General features: G+C 37.0%; 19 protein-coding genes. 11 read left to right on the top strand and 8 right to left on the bottom strand.

The annotated features are described in order from the left end of the window. The first annotated feature begins 151 nt into the window (after positions 1 to 151). From OLM61_RS02930 to OLM61_RS02920, 3 genes are all read left to right on the top strand, one after another. Positions 152 to 751 (top strand): porin family protein, encoded by a 600-nt coding sequence (locus OLM61_RS02930; RefSeq protein WP_264525029.1) that lies wholly within the window; start codon positions 152 to 154, stop codon positions 749 to 751. Between the two features lie 124 nt (positions 752 to 875). Continuing rightward, the gene (locus OLM61_RS02925; protein ID WP_264525028.1) at positions 876 to 1925 is read left to right on the top strand and encodes a sensor histidine kinase; all 1050 of its coding nucleotides are present in this window, start codon (positions 876 to 878) and stop codon (positions 1923 to 1925) included. Between the two features lie 274 nt (positions 1926 to 2199). After that, positions 2200 to 2913, top strand: coding sequence for a LytR/AlgR family response regulator transcription factor (locus tag OLM61_RS02920; protein WP_264525027.1), 714 nt, complete (start codon positions 2200 to 2202; stop codon positions 2911 to 2913). A gap of 2 nt (positions 2914 to 2915) precedes the next feature. On the opposite strand, the gene OLM61_RS02915 is transcribed toward OLM61_RS02920, so the two are convergent. Continuing rightward, positions 2916 to 3851 carry a DUF6268 family outer membrane beta-barrel protein gene (locus OLM61_RS02915; RefSeq protein WP_264525026.1) on the bottom strand — a complete coding sequence of 312 codons (936 nt, stop codon included), beginning with the start codon at positions 3849 to 3851 and terminating at the stop codon, positions 2916 to 2918. A gap of 168 nt (positions 3852 to 4019) precedes the next feature. Continuing rightward, a complete protein-coding gene (locus tag OLM61_RS02910) occupies positions 4020 to 4523 on the bottom strand; it encodes a hypothetical protein (RefSeq protein ID WP_264525025.1) in 504 nt (167 codons plus the stop codon). A 189-nt stretch (positions 4524 to 4712) separates the two neighbouring features. Between OLM61_RS02910 and OLM61_RS02905 the strand changes: the two genes are divergently transcribed. The 4 genes from OLM61_RS02905 (at position 4713) to OLM61_RS02890 (ending at position 9155) form a co-directional block, all read left to right on the top strand. Beyond that, complete coding sequence (locus OLM61_RS02905; protein WP_264525024.1) at positions 4713 to 6098, top strand: MATE family efflux transporter; 1386 nt, start codon at positions 4713 to 4715, stop codon at positions 6096 to 6098. A 113-nt stretch (positions 6099 to 6211) separates the two neighbouring features. Beyond that, positions 6212 to 6439, top strand: a complete 228-nt coding sequence (locus OLM61_RS02900) for a hypothetical protein (RefSeq protein WP_017495128.1) — start codon at positions 6212 to 6214, stop codon at positions 6437 to 6439. 55 nt (positions 6440 to 6494) lie between these two features. Beyond that, positions 6495 to 8435, top strand: coding sequence for an LTA synthase family protein (locus OLM61_RS02895; protein WP_264525023.1), 1941 nt, complete (start codon positions 6495 to 6497; stop codon positions 8433 to 8435). Positions 8436 to 8609: 174 nt separating this feature from the next. Next, entirely contained in the window at positions 8610 to 9155 is a 546-nt protein-coding gene (locus OLM61_RS02890) for a hypothetical protein (protein ID WP_264525022.1), read from the top strand. 21 nt (positions 9156 to 9176) lie between these two features. On the opposite strand, the gene meaB is transcribed toward OLM61_RS02890, so the two are convergent. The 5 genes from meaB to OLM61_RS02865 form a co-directional block, all read right to left on the bottom strand. Continuing rightward, entirely contained in the window at positions 9177 to 10268 is a 1092-nt protein-coding gene (gene meaB, locus OLM61_RS02885; protein WP_264525021.1) for a methylmalonyl Co-A mutase-associated GTPase MeaB, read from the bottom strand. A gap of 175 nt (positions 10269 to 10443) precedes the next feature. After that, positions 10444 to 11085 (bottom strand): NAD(P)-dependent oxidoreductase, encoded by a 642-nt coding sequence (locus tag OLM61_RS02880; protein ID WP_264525020.1) that lies wholly within the window; start codon positions 11083 to 11085, stop codon positions 10444 to 10446. Positions 11086 to 11142: 57 nt separating this feature from the next. Continuing rightward, a complete protein-coding gene (locus OLM61_RS02875) occupies positions 11143 to 11550 on the bottom strand; it encodes an Rrf2 family transcriptional regulator (protein WP_173966149.1) in 408 nt (135 codons plus the stop codon). Between the two features lie 128 nt (positions 11551 to 11678). Continuing rightward, the gene (locus OLM61_RS02870; protein WP_264525019.1) at positions 11679 to 12158 is read right to left on the bottom strand and encodes a hypothetical protein; all 480 of its coding nucleotides are present in this window, start codon (positions 12156 to 12158) and stop codon (positions 11679 to 11681) included. Between the two features lie 53 nt (positions 12159 to 12211). After that, positions 12212 to 12778: a Crp/Fnr family transcriptional regulator gene (locus OLM61_RS02865; protein WP_264525018.1), complete on the bottom strand. Its 567-nt coding sequence runs from the start codon at positions 12776 to 12778 to the stop codon at positions 12212 to 12214. Between the two features lie 108 nt (positions 12779 to 12886). Between OLM61_RS02865 and OLM61_RS02860 the strand changes: the two genes are divergently transcribed. The 4 genes from OLM61_RS02860 (at position 12887) to OLM61_RS02845 (ending at position 16231) form a co-directional block, all read left to right on the top strand. Next, the gene (locus OLM61_RS02860; RefSeq protein ID WP_264525017.1) at positions 12887 to 13798 is read left to right on the top strand and encodes an AEC family transporter; all 912 of its coding nucleotides are present in this window, start codon (positions 12887 to 12889) and stop codon (positions 13796 to 13798) included. A gap of 112 nt (positions 13799 to 13910) precedes the next feature. Next, complete coding sequence (locus tag OLM61_RS02855; RefSeq protein ID WP_264525016.1) at positions 13911 to 14549, top strand: peroxiredoxin; 639 nt, start codon at positions 13911 to 13913, stop codon at positions 14547 to 14549. A gap of 579 nt (positions 14550 to 15128) precedes the next feature. Continuing rightward, positions 15129 to 15422 carry a hypothetical protein gene (locus OLM61_RS02850; RefSeq protein WP_264525015.1) on the top strand — a complete coding sequence of 98 codons (294 nt, stop codon included), beginning with the start codon at positions 15129 to 15131 and terminating at the stop codon, positions 15420 to 15422. 17 nt (positions 15423 to 15439) lie between these two features. Further along, positions 15440 to 16231, top strand: a complete 792-nt coding sequence (locus OLM61_RS02845; RefSeq protein WP_264525014.1) for a chitinase — start codon at positions 15440 to 15442, stop codon at positions 16229 to 16231. Between the two features lie 98 nt (positions 16232 to 16329). Here the strand turns inward: OLM61_RS02845 and OLM61_RS02840 are convergent, their stop codons facing one another. Continuing rightward, positions 16330 to 18561, bottom strand: coding sequence for a cation:proton antiporter (locus OLM61_RS02840; protein WP_264525013.1), 2232 nt, complete (start codon positions 18559 to 18561; stop codon positions 16330 to 16332). Positions 18562 to 18702 lie beyond the last annotated feature (141 nt).

The raw sequence follows: 18702 nt of genomic DNA, 5'->3' as shown, positions 1-18702 counted from the left end.
TTAAACCGGACAGGTTTCAAAAACCTGTCCGGTTTGTTTTGTAATAGTTGAATAATTCCGTTAGTCAACACCCAGCTGCCGTTCATCAAACTAATTTTAATAGCGTTTCAGATTTGTACTCCTTTGCATCAAATTAATAAAAACTATTATCATGAACACGTACAAATTAGTATTGCTTACAACGGTTTTCGCATTTGCCTTATTCTCTTCTAAAATGCATGCACAATCTCCGCTTCCCATTCACATCGGAATAAAAGCGGGATCAAATTATGCTGAACTGCCAGTTTCAAACGGTTTTGATTCAAAGTATGCCGCCGGTTTTTTTGGTGGTGCTATGGCTCGATTTGACTTCAAACGTTTCTATGTTCAAAATGAAATTTTGTACAGTGAGAAATCTTCTAAAATTGAAAGAACAGCCCAGTCGTCTTCAAAAAATGCAACCTGGAGAAGTCTCGAAATGCCACTGTTAATTGGGTACAAAGTAATTGATCAATCTGTTCTGAAGGTAAAGGTTTTTGGAGGTGGAGTTTATTCTTATGTACTGGATGAAAATTTTTCTTCACTAAATCAATTAAAAACGTCCTACGGGAAATTTGATAAATCGAATATAGGTTATCAGGTTGGGGCCGGAATCGAAATGTGGAAGTTTACTTTTGATGTTACCTATCAAGGAGGATTGAATAACCTGAGTAAAGAATTTAGCTCAAAACCAAATTCGTTTAACGTCAGCGTTGGTTATTTTATATTTTAAGCGTTCATTATGGAGTGAACCTTGTCAGCAGCAAAGAATCTTTTGGGTTCTTTGCTGTTTGTTTAAAAAATATAGGGCTATTTTTGGACCTAAAGTTTCTTCTGAATTTTATATTCTTTATTAAATGATTACAAAAAGTAAAAACAGACACTGGATATTTTTAGTCTTTTTTTGGTGCATACTCGGGATAACGATCTGGTCGCAGATGATAGAGGCTTATGGCTTTTTATCAGCTGCTTCTCAGGCTTTTTTGGTTTTATTGTGTTCTTGTCTTTTGGCACATTTCTTAAGTGATGTGTTATTACCATATGCCTTGCGCAAAAGAAGAATGGCGCTATTTGCCGTACAAAGCGTTATTATAGTTTTGGTACTTTCCTTTTGTCTGGCCATTGTCTATGCTGTTTTTTCTAATACCTATTCTCGCGCACGCTTATATCCGGATGAAGCTCACATGACTTCGATGCAGTTTTTATGGGCAAGATTTTTTGGCAGTATTCCCGCTGCCATTTTGATTTGCGGTACGGCCTGCGGACTTCGATTTTATCAGGAACATAATGTAATCGAACGCAACCATGCGCAGCTGCAGCAGGTACATCTCGAGGCACAAATCAGGATTTTACAGGATCAGATCAATCCGCATCTCATGTTTAATGTGCTCAATCATATTCATATTTTAATGCAGAGTAATGTGAAACTGGCTTCGGATTTACTCGTTCAGTTCTCCGATATTTTAAGGTATCAGCTCTATGAATGCAACAAAGAATACGTACCGTTGCAGCTTGAAATAAAATATCTCAAAGATTTAATTGCAGTCGAAGAAACGCGATGGGGTAACGAATTAGAAGTAAAATGCAAATGGAGAATCGAGGATGCTCAGCTTCAGATTGCGCCCTTGCTTTTGGTTCCTTTAATCGAAAATGCCTTTAAACACGTTTCAAGACTTCCCAATCAAAGAGGTTATGTGCATTTGTCGTGCAAACAAACGGCTAAACAATTGCATTTTAAAATCGAAAACTCCTATACCGAGCAATACAAAATCCCTTCAAAAAACCAGGGACTTGGACTTGAAAATGTCAAAAAAAGACTCGCAATTCAATACCCCGAAAAACATCAGCTCAAAATCAACAAAACCGATGCGGATTTTACAGTAACGGTGGATTTAGATTTAAAATAAGTACTGTTCCTGATAGCTCAATGCCCTTAAGTTAAAAGATTTTAGATTTTAGACTGAAGATTAACGATTGCAGATTTTTGATCGGGTATTATAAAAGAAAGAAAAAATCTGCTTGATCTGCCTGATCTGCGAGAGAGAAAACAATAGTAAAAAATACCAAAAAGTTAAGAGATTTTAGATCGCAGATTAACGATTGCAGATTTTTGATTGGGTAAAAAAGAAAGAAAAAATCTGCCAGATCTGCGAGAAAAAAAATAGTAAAAAATACAAAAATATGAACATGAAATGCCTTGTTATCGACGACGAACCTATCGCAAGAAACGGAATAGTAGATTTTGTTTCTAAAATTGATTTTCTCGAAGTTGCGGGTACTTGTGCCTCCGCATTAGAAGCCACGTCCTACATTCAGGAAAAGCAGGTCGATTTGCTGTTTCTGGATATTAACATGCCCTATCTCTCCGGATTGGAGTTTTTAGAATCGCTGGACAATCCGCCTTTGGTCATTTTTACTACGGCTTATTCAGAATATGCTTTGGAGGGTTACCGCTTGCAGGTTGTTGATTATTTATTAAAACCCATAACGTTTCAGCGTTTTTATCAGGCCGCTCTAAAAGCAAAACAATGGCATCAGATGACAGCTTCTCCGAAGCAAAATCAATTAGATCCCTATTTGTATGTGCGTCAGGAGGAAGGCTTTCAAAAAATTTCCTGGCTGGATATCCTCTATATCGAAGGCATGCAAAACTATGCAAAACTTCATTTTAAAGACAAGGTTCTTGTAATTCATCAGACAATGATCTCATTAGAAGAAACACTTCCAACAGAGATTTTCTTCAGAATTCACAAATCGTTCCTTGTCAATATTACCCATATCGATTCTGTTGCGGGTGGACGATTGTTTGTAAAAGGACAAGAACTACCCATTTCAAGAACGCGCCGCGAAGCATTGTTGAAAGAGGTAGTCTATAAAAATTTATTAAGCCGTTAATCCTAGAATGCCCATTTTAGGGCTACGGCTCCATAAAATGTAGTGGTAAATCTCGGGTTGGCTATATCTTTTTCCTTAAAAATGTCCTTGATTTTTCTATTGGTATTGGAGAAATTGCGTAAAAGTGTTGTTCCCGCAGTTGGTTGCAGTCTCCAGTGTTTCCCCAATTTAATCTCAGGTTGTATACCGGCAATAATTTGCTGGTAACCCAATAGCGTTGATTTATTGTTGACTCTCGTTTCGGCAGTCATTCCGCTCAATTCGACAACCGTTTTTAAATCAAAAGTGTCAGATATGCGATACCCAAATTCCAGACTTTCCGGGAAAGTAATTTTGAAATGCCAGGCGCCTCTTGATTCCCAATTAAAATAAATTCCGGGAAGCACCATCGGAACACCAAAACTATTGGTTAATACAGGTCCCATACCAAAAGACATATTTGGATTGAATTGTTTAATAAAAAAGACACCTCCCTGAAACAATACATCCTCTTTGTTAATTTCGACCATATCGGTGTAAACCCCCACAGATGCTACAATCATTAAAGACCAGGATTTGGAAATAGAGCGTAAATGTTTAACTCCCACCTGGGCATTCAGCAATTCATTAGGAAAACCATTCTGAAACTCTATAGGAAGAGAGGGAGCCTCATAATTTTTATTTTCCATTCGGGCATAACTTCCGGTTGCAAAAAGCGACCAGAGTTTTGGACGATTGTATTGGTCCATTTCCAGCGATAGTGGTACTTCAAAAGCAAGCTGAACTCTTTTAAAATTACTTTCGGCGTTTGTTTTGGTACTGTCCATTGGTCGTACGTAATTGGAAAAAGGGACATAATCGACTTTAAATTCTCCGGAGAATTTTGATTGTGATCGGACACAAGTGCTGATCAGTAAAAAGAAAAAAAGCTGTGCTAAATAAAAAACTGTTTTGTTCATGATTGGATTAATTTTTCTGCGAATTACCGCGTTCTAAACCAATCATAAAAAATCATTTGACTAATGGCAGTTATCTTTTGACCAATGGTATAAAAAAAACAAAACCCGATAGATCTTACTCTCTACCGGGTTCATACCAAAAACAAAAAAATAAATTAAACTCAATCTCTATAAATTAAAACCATAGGCTAAGCGCAAAGCAACCTGATTGGTTTTGAATTTATTATAATCTTCATAACGAACACTAATGTCAATGTATTTATTGGCATACCCAATTCCCGGTGCCCATAAAAAAGTAGTATCGTCATAACCGTTTGTAACGGCAAAACCAGCTCCCACTTCTCCTAAAACATAAAACTGATCTTCCCAGATAAAAGCTTTAAAACCCGCTTTCGCCGGAATAAATCCAAGATCTTTTGCTTCGTCTTTCATAAACAGATTGGTAAAACCTGTAGTCAGGGTCAGCGATGTTTTTTTAGATAAATCATATTGCAGACGAACATCCCCGCCAAGTGACCATTTATAGTCGTTGTCGGTTGGGATACCACCATTTAAACCAAAGCCTAATCTAAAACCCTGATTGTAATCTTTAACGGCATTGTCCTGAGCAAAAGTTGTATTGGCGTATAGTAAAGCGAAGGCAGCAAGGCATAACATTTTTAAATTTCTCATGACCATCTATTTTGAATTTCTAATACTGTAAAAATACTTTCAAGACCTCAGGAGAGCGTTATATAATTTTTCATAATTGTTATATAATATAAGGTTAGTTAAAAAATGCCTTAATGTTTGCTTATGTTTTTAATCGTACCAAAGAATCCAAAGCTTCTGATTATCTTTGCCGACTAAAATAGAAGAGAAGTGAATTTAAAGCAGTATACCAAAGAGTTTTCATATAATTTAAAATTAGCATACCCCATTATATTAGGAATGGTTGGACATACCTTAATCGGTATCGTTGATAACATAATGGTTGGAAAGTTAGGAAGTACAGAATTAGCGGCAGTTTCATTAGGAAACAGTATGATCTTTATCGCCATGTCGTTGGGGATTGGTTTCTCTACCGCCATTACACCAATTGTAGCAGAAGGAGATGCCGAAAAAAATGATGGTAAAATTCGCTCTGCATTTCATCACGGATTGTTTTTGTGTATACTGTTAGGATTATTACTTTTCGGAATTATCGTGCTCGCAAAACCTATAATGGAGTTATTGCAGCAGCCTGCTGATGTAATTGCGCTTGCAAAACCTTATTTGGATTGGGTTGCTTTTTCTTTGATTCCGCTGATCGTATATCAGGGATACAAACAATTTGCTGACGGACTTTCGATGACCAAATATTCAATGTATGCCATGATTATGGCCAACGTCCTGCATGTTGGAATTAATTATGTATTGATTTACGGGATCTGGATATTTCCAAAAATGGGAATTATTGGTGCTGCTTTGGGGACTGTAATTTCAAGAATATTTTTAGTCATGTTCATGCACATCATGCTTTCGAGAAGAGAAGATTTGAAACGTTTCTTCAAAAATTTCAGCTTTGATGAAATTAAAAAAGAAACCCTGAAAAAAATAATCAATATCGGATTTCCATCGGCCATGCAAATGCTTTTTGAAGTAGTTTTGTTTACTGCGTCGATCTGGCTTTGCGGGAACATTGGAAAAACCAGTCAGGCAGCCAATCAGATTGCTTTAAGTCTGGCGTCTATGACCTTTATGTTTGCAATGGGATTGAGTGTGACTTCGATGATCAGAGTAAGCAATCAAAGAGGTTTGATGGATTATAAAAACTTAGTTGTGGTGGCCCGTTCGATCTTTTTACTGGCGATTATAATTGAAACCTTTTTTGCGATACTGTTTGTAGCGTTTCATGATTTCCTGCCACATATCTTTTTGAATATGGAAAACGGAGGTCAGCTTCTCGATAACAATGAGGTAATTGGTATTGCTTCAAAATTACTTTTAATAGCGGCCGTTTTTCAAATTTCTGATGGAATTCAGGTTGTCGTTCTGGGGGCTTTACGCGGTTTGCAGGATGTAAAAATCCCGATGTACATTACCTTTGTAGCCTATTGGATAATTGGTTTCCCAATTTCCTATTACCTGGCTGAATATACCGAATTAAAAGCACAGGGGGTTTGGATCGGACTTTTGGCCGGATTGACCACAGCCGCAATATTTCTTTATATTCGTTTTCATTACCTGACCAAAAAATTAATCAGAAATTCAGTTTCAAATACTTAAATTTGAACGGCAAAAGAATCAGCCACAGCTAAAAAGGATTCGCAAAGTATGCTGAAAGCACTTTAAACCATTGCAGTCTGTGAACCAATAAATAAAATAATAAATAAATAAAAATGGAATTACCTAAATTTTTACTCGGAGACAATACTGATTTTCCAGATGATATTTTCATCATTCACCTGGATTATCCAAGATTCATAATCAACTTAAAAGATGATGAGGTAGAATTCATGGAAGAAGCAGAAGATCTTGACGAAGCAGAATTAAATGCGGAGATGGAAGGTTTAATTGTTTTGGCCAATGAGTTTTACGATAGGGAAATAAATCGTTACGAAGAGTAAAGACATCCGGTGTCTTTATGATAGGCCCCAATCCCAAAACATTTAAATCTTTCTAATGAAAAAATTAAGTTTTTTAAAACCCATCATCAATTTCATAGCAATCGGATTGTTGATTACTACTTTAAGCCGACTATTTTTGTTCTTTATTTTTAAAGACAGGGTAGTAGAAACGCCAAATTTTTGGTACATCTTCCCAATCGGACTGCGAATGGACTTGATTTTATTGTGTTACTTGTCTTTCCTGCCGGCAGTTTTAATTACTTTCCTGCCCAATAAAGCATTGAAGTTTACCAATAAATTTTTGGTTATTTACAGCTTTTTATTCCTGTTTCTGATTCTTTTTGTAGAGTTGGCAACACCAGATTTTGTAAAACAATACGACACACGTCCGAATAAAATTTTCTTAGACTATCTGATTTATCCTAAAGAAGTAGTCGGAATGCTTTTAAAAAGTTATCTGACCTCGATCATCGTGACTTTTATAATTTTAGGAGTAGTCCTGTATTTTGCTTTCAAAAAAGGAAAGAAGTATTTCTATACCAGCAGTGCCGACTATAAATTTAAACTGATGCTTTTTCCATTAGTGGCCTTTCTGTTGTTTTTTGGAGCGCGTTCAAGTCTTACTTCAAAACGTCCGATCAATGCCAGTAATGCGGTATTTTCAACCGATCAGTTAACGAATACTTTGGGATTGAATTCTTTTTATACGGTAGCTTTTGCGGCTTATTCGATTAAAAATGAAGGAAACACCAAGATGTACGGTAAAATGGAAGAAGCCGAGGCCATCGCCCGTGTAAAAAAATACATGCTGGCCGGACCTGGTGATTTTACAGATGCCGAAATTCCGTTTCTGCATGTACAGCAACCGGACACACTATTGAAGAAACCATACAATCTGGTTATTTTTCTACAGGAAAGTTTAGGAGCGGAGTACGTTGGAATTTTAGGAGGAAAACCGTTAACGCCCGAATTTGATAAACTGTCTAAAGAAGGTTTATTGTTTACCAATTTGTATTGCACAGGAACGCGAAGTGTGCGTGGAATCGAAGCGGTAGTAACCGGATTTTTACCTTCACCTTCAGAAAGTGTAGTGAAATTAGGTAACTCACAGCAAGGATTTTTCACATTGGCCGATGCGTTAAAACAAAAAGGATATGACACCAGTTTTATTTATGGTGGAATGGCAAATTTTGACAATATGGCTTCCTTTTTTAACGGAAATGGATTTCAGGATATCGTAGATCAGGAAGATTTTGAATCGGATGGAAACAAATATGCTTTTAAAGGAACCTGGGGATATTCAGATGAAGATCTGGTAACCAAAGCCAATAACTATTTTAAAGCAAAAGGAGACAAACCTTTCTTTTCTTTAATGTTTTCGACTTCCAATCATGAGCCTTTTGAATATCCTGCGGGAAGAATCAAACCTTACGATGCCAAACCGGCAACCGTAAACAATGCTATGAAATATGCCGATTTCTCTATTGGGAAATTTTTCGAAATGGCTAAAAAAGAACCGTATTTCAAAAACACCATTTTTATCGTAATCGCGGATCACAACACCAGAACCTACGGTAAAAATTTAGTACCAATTAACAAGTTTCACATTCCGGCTCTTATCATGGGACCTGGCGTTCAAAAAGGAGCTGTTTATAGTAAACTGGCCAGTCAGATCGATATTCCGCCAACCTTATTGAGTTATTTGGGACTTCCGTTTGAAACACCAATGGTAGGAAGAAACCTGAACAAACTGGATGCGAAAACACAAGGAAGATCCATCATGCAATTCAACGATATCAATGCTTTCAGAGTCGAGAATCAGGTCGTAATTATGCAGCCTAATTTGAAACCCTTACAGTTTGAAATTAAAAACGACACTACTTTAATTCCAGTTAAATTAAATGAAGACTTAGCAAAAGATGCTTTGGCACATGTTATAACTGCAGGCAATTTGTACAAGCAGAATAAATATAAACTGAGGGATAAGAAAAAGTAATTTTCAACTTATTGTAAAAAAAAGCTGCTAAGTAATTTCATACTTAGCAGCTTTTTTTTTGTTAAAATTTCAAAATAGGGGGTAACATAAAATAAATTTAATTGATCTATACTAAACCAAAAGGCGTAACCTGAAAAGCCAGTGATAGAGTAGGGACCATTAAATTTATTTATTATGAAAAAATTACCACAAAAAAAATTAAGAAAATCTGAAGTGTTAAAAGTAATGTTAGTTGTTGTGTCTGCCGCTTTTTTTATAAGCTGCAATAACGAATCTGTTGAAGATCAAAATACTCAATTATCAGACACAGAGCAGCAAAATCAACCCAATACTCAAAGAATCTACTTCCACGATTCATTTATTGTACGAAATTGGGGATCGCATAATGTTGACTGCAGTCAGCCAAACGGGTTCTGTCCTGATATTTATACCTTTGATTGGCACTACCTTAACCTTTTTAAGCCAAATGCTACCGGAACACCAGTACGTGTTAGAAATGAAAAAGGAAATTTTGTTATGGAAATTCAAAAAAGTGCTTTGACTACTGAGCATCACAAAGATTTAGTAAGAGATGGAGAAGTTTTTGTAATACCTGAAGGACAGACTATAGCTCCGGAATTAGTTAAAGATTTAAAATTCAATTCAAACATTTTAGTTCCCGGTAAATACCCTATTCAACAAAGTGAAACGACTTATACAATTTCAATTAATGTAAAGTAAATGAAAAATAGCTTTAAGAAATTAGAAGCTGTTTTTATAGGTATCTAATAAAAACTGAGCGGCTGCAAAAGGTGATATTTCATCATTTTGCACCGCTTTTTTAATTTGTAGCAATTGCCCAATAATCTCAGGATGATTGTAAAAGTTTGATTTCAAATGTTCATCAATGGTTTCCATCATCCAGAATTGGTTTTGCTCTTTTCGTCTTTCCTGGAAGAAACCAGTTGAGGTAGTTGTTTCTGTATAATCAGAAATAGTAGTCCAGATCTCTGAAATACCTTCTTTAGTGATGGCGCTGCAGGTAGTGACTTTTGGCTGCCAGTTTGATTTTTTTGGAGGGAATAAATGTAAAGCTCTGTTGAATTCGAGTTTGGCCTGATTGGCTTTTTTGATGTTGTCACCATCGGCTTTGTTGATTACAATAGCATCGGCCATTTCCATAATGCCGCGTTTGATACCCTGAAGTTCGTCGCCGGCACCGGAAATTTTTAGTAGTAAGAAAAAGTCCACCATGCTGTGAACGGCGGTTTCACTTTGTCCCACACCAACAGTTTCAATAACAATCGTATCAAAACCTGCGGCTTCACATAAAATAATCGATTCTCGTGTTTTACGGGCTACACCGCCTAAAGTATCTCCCGAAGCACTGGGTCTGATAAAAGCATTTTCATCTTTTACGAGTTCTTCCATACGGGTTTTATCGCCTAAAATACTTCCATGCGAAATAGAGCTGCTGGGATCAACTGCCAGAACCGCGACTTTTTTCCCCAATTGGGTTAGGTAGCTTCCAAAAGTTTCAATAAAAGTACTTTTTCCAACACCGGGAACCCCCGTGATTCCAATACGAATCGATCGATTGGCATGCGGCAAACAGCCTTTTATAACTTCGTTTGCTTTTGCAGTATGTTCCGGATTGGTACTTTCAACCAGTGTGATAGCACGACTCAGCGCCGTTATATTTCCCGATAAAACACCCGCAATCAATTCAGATGAAGAAGGCTGCTGTCTTCTGTTTTTTTTAATTTGTTGAATAGCCGAAACATTGGTGATTTCTGGAGGAGAAATTCCGGCTTTTTCGTGCAAACTACCTGATCGTTTTTTTGAAGCTGACAAAATATACTTTTTGGTAGTGTAAAAGTACAGAAAACAAAAACAGTTTCAAAAAGGATTTTTTTTAGAAAGGTGCAGAGGCTCAAAGGTACAGAGGTGCAGAGGTTCAAAGGGACAGAGATACAAAGAGAAAAAACCTTTGCGACTTTGCCTCTTTGTACCTTTGCCCCTTAAATACTTAATAAGCTGCTGTAAAACGAACCTGGTGGTGTTTTGGGGTTTCGGTTTCGTCAGCAATTACAACGGCTAAATCTTCTACAGATAAAATACTTCTCTGATCGTCATTAAAAACAGGATTGTCTAACCCTAAGCGGTATTTTCCTGTTCTTCCGGTTGTAATACCATGATGCATTTCAAAAGCCGGACTAAAGAAAGCCCAATCCAGTTCTTTTTCTTCTTTCAGTATATTTAAATAATCTCTTGCAGCGGTGGCTCCGGCATAGTATTCTTTAGGAAAATCGGGAGTATCAACAGCTTGTAGACCAGGAGCGACAAATAAACTTCCTGCTCCTCCGATAGTGATAAAACGTTTTACACCGGATTGTTTTACGGCTTCCTGAATTGCTTTTGATCCGGCTATAAAATCGTCGTAGATATTTGGGTTCGTCCATCCTGCGTTGTAAGCATTAACAACGACATCATTTCCTTTTAAAATAGCTGCGAGAGCAGGTACATCAAAAATGTCTGCGCTTTTCCAGTTTACATTTGCATTATCTTTTGGATTTCTGGCAATAGCCGTGATCTCATGATTTCTGCTTGCTAATTCGTTTAAAATGGCTGTGCCAACAAATCCGGTTGCTCCAATAATTGCGATTTTCATAATATATAAATTTAATTAGTAATAAAAAATGTTACAGTTTAGTGTAAAAAAATAGTTTTAGAATTGATTAGAAAAATCTTCCAGTGTGATTCCGTCTAATTGTAAACTAACTTTTTGATTCATTTCAGCATATAAAGAACTCAAATTTTGATTGATCTTTTTACCAACCGGACAATCCGGATTAGGCTGATTTTTGGCATAACCCAGATTAATGGTCTCAAAAGTCATTTCAAATATTTCCTTTAATGTAATTTTCGAAGGATCAACAGCCAGTTTTGTACCGCCGTTTTTGCCCTCTTTGCTTTCAACAATATGATGTGCTTTTAAATTGGCAATTTCTTTTCTCACCAACACCGGATTCAGATTGATACTCCCTGCAATAAATTCCGAGGATAAAAAATCATTCGGGAATTTAGTGAGTAAAGTTAAAATGTGAATCGTTATGGCAAACTTACCTGAAATCATACTGTAATAAAATATATTACAAATTTAAGGTGTTTTTTGAAATAAAAAAAAGTTTTAACTAAAAATTAATTTTTCACGCAGAAAAACCACAACCTGATTTTGGAACAAAATGTGGTAAAAGGCCTGTTTTAGTAGGCGGTAACAGGTTTATGCAGTGCCTGATTTCTGATCGAAGAAAAATAAACCCAACCGATAAACAAAAGCTGCAATGGTACTCTAAACCATAAGTAGGATAGTCCTTTGCCGTTGTAGCTGGCTGTTTGCAGATTGATACTGTGGCTGGCGGCATAGATGTTCGCAGGAAGCAAAACGATAAAAAAGAGCACAAGTAATTTAGCAGTTAGCAATCTCGTTTTCGGAATCAATAGCCCCACTGCTGCGACCAGTTCTATAACTCCTGTCGCATAAACAATTACGGTTGGCCAGGGCAAAAAAGAGACCATCATGGCCATTCCTTTGGTAAATACAAAATGGCTTACAGCTGTAAATGCAAGCATGGCTGCCATGGCAATTCTGGCCGCGGTTGAAATTTCAAATCTTTTTGAAGTAAGCTTTACGAAGAGCAGTGCAATTGTAAAGACACCTAGTAACACAATTAAAGTTTCCATATCTTTTTTTTACAAAGTTGCGCAGTAAAGGGATCTGAAACAATGAACCTGGGTTAAGAAATTCGTTTACGTATTCTGCTCAATGCCTGTGGAGTGATGCCAATATAAGAGGCAAGGTATTTTTGAGGAATCCTTTGTATGAGCTGTGGCTGCTCGGTAAAAAGATTAAGATAACGCTGCTCAGCAGAGTCGTTAAGCAGTGAAAGTTCTCTTTTTGCTTTTTTAAGAAACAGTCCTTCGCTTGCAATGCGTCCAATAGTATTGCCAATTTTAGTTTCGGCATACACCTCCTGAAGATCTTCATAAGATATGCGCCAAAGCACCGTTTCTGAAAGCGTTTCAATGGTATAATGTACCGGTAATCTGGTGATAAAGGAATCGTAACCGCTTGTAAATTCACCATCAAATACAAAGGTAAAAGTAAGATCATGGTCTTCACCGGGGATGTAATATCTCACCAGACCTTTTTCTACAAATGAGAGGTAATTTTCGACTGTACCCGTTTCAAGTACTGGCGTTTTCTTTGGAAATTCCTGACGTACAAGTTTGGATGAAAAAGTATGCCATTCGGCATCCGTAAGCTTGGTCATTCGCTCAAAATTGTCTCGTATTAGCTGCATTTGTTTTTTGGATTTTACACTTAAAAGTAACAAAAAAACTTAAAGATGTGGTTTAAAATGTTTTACACATCAAGTAATAAATGTCTATTTTTGTCAGGACTCAATCATATGAACAACTTTATTCAAATATTTCTATTTCTCGCTTTGGGCTTGCTTTTGCAGCATATAAAGCAATTTCCAACTCATATTTATAAGGTTCTAAATAAGGTAGTGCTTTATGTGTGTCTGCCCGCAATTACGTTGTACCATATTCCAAAAATAAAATGGAGCAATGAATTACTGTTTCCGATACTCTCGGGCTGGATTAGTTTTTTACTGGCTTTTGTATTTTTTCACTTTCTGGGCAGAAGATTGGGCTGGTCCAACAGATTAATCGGCTGTTTGATTTTAACTGCCGGATTAAGTAATTCTTCTTTTTTGGGATACCCCATTATTGAGGCTCTGTTTGGGAAAAAAGGTTTAGAAACGGCAATTCTTGTCGATCAGCCGGGGACTTTTGTGGTGGTTTCGACGCTGGGAGTTTTTGTAGCCGCCTTTTATTCTAAAGGCAGTGCGGATTCTTTTAGTATTTTCAAAAAAATAATTTTATTCCCTCCGTTTGTTACTTTTGTTACAGCCTGCCTGTTGAATGTCTTCGAGTACGATTTAGATGTAAATATTCAGTCTGTTATGTTGAAAGTGGGAAGTTTGGTAACTCCTTTGGCTTTACTTTCGGTGGGATTACAACTTACTTTTGACCGAAAAAGCCAGCATTGGCAATTTCTGCGCCTTGGACTTTTCTTCCGGCTTATAGTAGTTCCGTTTGTTATTTTGGTTTTGTATGTTTTTATTTTCAAACAACATTCTGAAGCCATTCAAATAACCATTATGGAAATGGCAATGCCTCCCATGATTACGGGTGCAATCTTAGCTTCGACCTATGGATTAAAGCCAAAATTGAGCAGTATGATGATTGGTTTCGGAATCCCAATTTCGTTTGTAACCCTTGCAGTCTGGTATTGTATAGTGCGTTTTATTTAGTTTTAAATACTAATTAGATAGAGCAGATAGAACTTTAACGTTTTTTTAGAAAATCAGTGTTTTCTTTGTTCTTTTTTTGACTAATTTTAGAGAAACTAAAAAATATACAATTATGTCAACATTAAGATTAGGAGATATTGCTCCGGATTTTCATGCAGAAACAACCGAAGGACCAATTAAATTTCATGAATGGTTGGGAGATTCCTGGGGTGTTTTATTCTCGCATCCCTCTGATTTTACTCCGGTTTGTACTACCGAATTAGGAACAGTTGCCAATTATCTTCCGGAATTTACCAAAAGAAATACAAAAGTTATCGCACTGAGCGTTGATGGTTTAGAGTCTCATTTAGAGTGGATCAAAGACATCAACGAAACCCAGAATACAACGGTTAATTTTCCAATAATTGCCGACGAAGATAAAAGAATCGCTACTTTATACGATATGCTGCATCCTAATGCAAGCGATAAATTCACCGTACGCTCTGTATTTGTAATTGGTGCCGATAAAAAGATAAAATTAACGTTGACGTATCCGGCTTCAACAGGAAGAAATTTTGATGAATTGCTTCGTGTCATTGACAGTCTGCAATTAACAGCCAATTATAGTGTGGCAACTCCTGCCAACTGGAAAGACGGAGAAGACGTTGTGATTACACCGGCAGTTCCGGATAGTGATATTCCTGCGAAATTCCCAAAAGGATATACTCCAATAAAACCTTATTTGCGTATAACTCCGCAGCCTAATAAGTAAGGGGCTAAGCTACTGAGGTTCTAAGGTACTGAGGCGCAAAGTTTTTTCTTGTGGATTTTTGTAAATATTAACTAAGGTTCTAAGGTAAGAAGTTTTAATAACTCCAAACCTTAGAACCTTAGTGTTTTAGTACCTCTTTCATAAACTCGACCATTCGTTTTTTTCTTGCCGGCGCCCCAGATGATATCATCTTTTTCCAGAATTAAGTGAGATTTCGGTTTTTTAAGAGTTCTATCTTAAAGACCCGGATTTTTTTTTGAGATTCAAGAGTAGAGAATAATAATTTCGGGATATGTTGTTTAGAAGAGAGGTATAAAGAATTGAATTGACCATTTATGAAACAAAAGCTGCCAGGTATTGAATTGGTCCCCATAATAAAAGATTGGTATGGTAACTTTGCTGCATGAATGCTTAAATCAAGGAGTTTTGCCACTCGCACACCTGTTCAAGGAATCAGTACAGAGGATTGCTAACTTTAACAATTGGTAATTTGGAGAAATCCAAAGAATAAAACTCCACCATGATTTAAAAAAATAACACTAATTGTACAGTGAATGTCCCACAAAAAAAAACGTATTAATGAAATTTACACGACTTGCTTTTTTGCTTACTTTGTTTAGTTTACTTTCTTTATTATCTTCCTGTAGTGATGATAATCTGGAAGAAAAGAAGGATCCTACGACCGAAAATCCTAAACCTGATCAAGAACCTGTAAAACTGGATACTCCGGATACCTCAGGGAATAATACTGGGCTTAAAGAGCTTATAAGCCAACAGCAATTTTTAGAGTTGTTCCCTTACCGTTATGGAGCAGAGCAGAGCAATAACTGGATTGTGAATCCTTCAAAAGATTTTTTTACTATGATGCGCTGATGAAAGCGACTGATCTTATGGCCGATATAAAGGTTGTGATCGAAAGAAAAGGATGGTTTCAGAAAATAACCCGTACTAAAAAATCTACTAATGAGACCAAAGTGATTAAAGAAGATGCTGATTTCAGTGCTTCCTGGAATACTACCGCTATAGTGAAACAAGAAGTTGATTATGCAGATTTTATAAGAAGTGGTTCTTTGGAAGTTCGTAAAAGAGAACTAGCTGCTTTTTTGGCCAATATATCTCATGAAACTACAGGAGGCTGGTCGACAGCACCCGGAGGAGCTTATTCATGGGGTTTACACTTTCGTGAAGAGGTAGGGTATGATAGTAATAGCACCACGGGTTATAGAGACGAGAATAACAAGGATTATCCTCCGGTTGCCGGGAAGTCCTATCACGGTCGAGGGCCAATACAGTTGAGCTGGAACTACAATTATGGGCAGATAAGTGAGTTTTTATACGAAGATAAAAACATATTGCTTAAAAATCCTGAAAATGTAGCCAAAGATGCTGTTTTGGCGTTCCAGACTGCAATATGGTTTTGGATGACCCCACAGGCTCCTAAACCTTCGTGTCATGCCGTGATGGTTGGTAAGTGGGTGCCTGCCCAAGAAGATATTAATGAGGGGCGTAAACCAGGTTTCGGAGCTACGATTAATATTATCAATGGTGCTTTGGAGTGCAATAAAGCTGATAATGACAAAACACAATCCAGAAGAGGTTTTTATCAAAGATATTTAACCGTTCTCAATACCAGTGATCCAAATTGTGAATGTCAATGTGATAAAATGCAGCCGTTTAGATAATTACTGTCAAGGCCGGAGCATAAAAAAACAGCTCCCTACCAAAAATCATTTTTGGTAGGGAGCTGTTTTTCTAAGTAGCTTATTTTTTTTAAGTTATTTTACTTTAATAAATCTGACATTCGTTTTTTATCACCAACGACCCAGATGATGTCATTTTTTTCCAGAATTAAGCGAGATTCCGGATTTAAAATACGATTACCGTTTCTTTCAATCCCCACAACAAGTCCACCGGTTTTTCCTCTAAATTGTCCGATACTTTTCTGAATAAAATCCTCATTGGAAATCTCCAGTTGGCGCAGTACAACTTCAGATTCTTCTACGTTTGCAGGAGCTTCAATTTCGTTTTGGTTGAGATATTTATTGAATTCAGTAACCTGGGCATCTGTACCAATAACGCAAATTTCATCACCAGGAAACAGACGTTCGTTTTTAGTCGGAATAGGAATCGTGATATCTCCTCGTTTGATATAAGCAATATTGATTCCCATTGATTCTCTAATACGCAATTCTTCAAGGGTTTTGCCTACTAAATTTGATTCGGTTCCAATATCAAAAAATGACATGTGACCGTCCCACGGCATTAAATTAGCATAACGTCTGTCGATTTTTTTGTTTTCACGATCGTGTAAATTCTTAAGAAAGTGATTTTCAATTTTATGATATTGCTCGTTTAGTTTTTTAGGGAATATTTGGTAAACTACTACGGCAACTACTAAGGCAATCAGGGCAACTAAAGGAGAGAAGAAAATGTTTAGCAAGAATCCAATTAAGAACAGTCCAAGACTCATTCTAATCAGAATCAACATTAAAATGGCGCCACGGTATTTGCGTTCTTCCCATAAAGTATCCACTTCTTCTACCGCAACTCTTCGAAGGGAAAGTGCCCATAAAAACGGAGCAATAATGACCAGAGTAATAAGGGCTGCCAATGCATTTCCGAATCTTGTTTCTACCACCAAAGGCGCAACAAATTTTACAGATAATAAAATGATGGCTGCGATAACAATAGTGTGTAAAACGATTTGAATGATATAGGCATTCAGTACTTTTTGCCAAGTACTGACTGATTTTATGGCCTGAGCATTGACACTATAACGGTTGATGTTTTTAACCCATTTTCGAGGAAGTTTTCGTTCCAGGAAATCAGAAAACGGCACGGCATATTTTACCATAAATGGCGTTGTAAAAGTGGTGATGGCCGAAACTGCAACAACTACAGGATATAAAAAGGAACTTGTTACGTTCAGCGTCATTCCCAAAGTAGCAATGATAAACGAGAACTCCCCAATTTGCGACAAACTCATTCCCGTTTGTACCGATTGTTTTAAAGGCTGACCGGCCAGTAACGCTCCAATAGTTGAACTTACCGATTGACCAATGATGGTCACAAAAGTTAAAATGGCGACAGGCAACGCATGTGTGTATAACATTTTAGGGTCGATAAGCATACCAACTGATACAAAGAAAATAGCCCCAAATAAATCTTTTACAGGTTTAATAAGGTGTTCAATATGTTCTGCCTGTGTGGTTTCGGCAATAATAGAACCCATGATAAAAGCACCCAATGCTGGTGAAAAACCTACGTTTGCAGCAAAACTCACCATCGTTAAACAAAGGGCTAGCGAAATAATCAGCAGCATTTCGTCAGTCAGTAAATGTTTGGCTTTTTTAAGCAATGTTGGGATAAAAAAGATACCTCCAAGAAACCATACGGTAAGGAAGAAAATCAGTTTCAAGACAGACATCATCAATTCGCCTCCCGAAAACTGCTGGCTTACTGCAATAGTAGACAACAATACCATCATCAAAATAGCGACAAGATCCTGTACAATTAAAGACCCGATTACGATTCCGGCAAATTTTTGAGCTTTTACACCCAGTTCATCAAAAGTTTTTAAAATAATGGTTGTGGAGGAAATAGAGAGTATGACTCCTAAAAAGATGCTGTCCATTTGTGCCCAGCCCATCCAACGCCCGACCATATAACCAATGACGACCATGGTGATAATTTGGGTAATGGCTGTTATAGAGGCTGTCCCGCCGACTTTCATTAGCTTTTTAAAACTAAATTCGAGACCTAAGCTAAATAATAAGATGATTACACCAATTTCTGCCCAGACTTCAACACTTTTCATCTCGGTAATGGTAGGGAAGAAATCAAAATGATTTCCGGCCAGAAAACCGGCAATTAAATACCCTAAAACTAAGGGCTGTTTGATTAATCTAAATAATAAAACAGCAATTCCTGCAGTCAGCAGGATTAGACCTAAGTCGCTAATTAAGGGTTGTAAATGGTGGGTAGTTTCTGCAGCGGCATTTAAGGCGATCATAGAGTAGTGTTTTTTGTTATGGAAATCATTCAGCTTGTTGTTTCAGTTTTTGTTAAAAAAACAGTTTCCTGAAAGAACAGCTTTTCAATGTAAATTATGTTCACTCGCAACTCCTTCAAAAAATAAAAAGGGAGTGAAATC

Origin of the sequence: Flavobacterium sp. N502536 (genome assembly GCF_025947345.1) — a bacterium.
Taxonomy (GTDB): Bacteria; Bacteroidota; Bacteroidia; order Flavobacteriales; family Flavobacteriaceae; genus Flavobacterium.
This window is presented reverse-complemented; position numbering and strand designations above follow the sequence as displayed.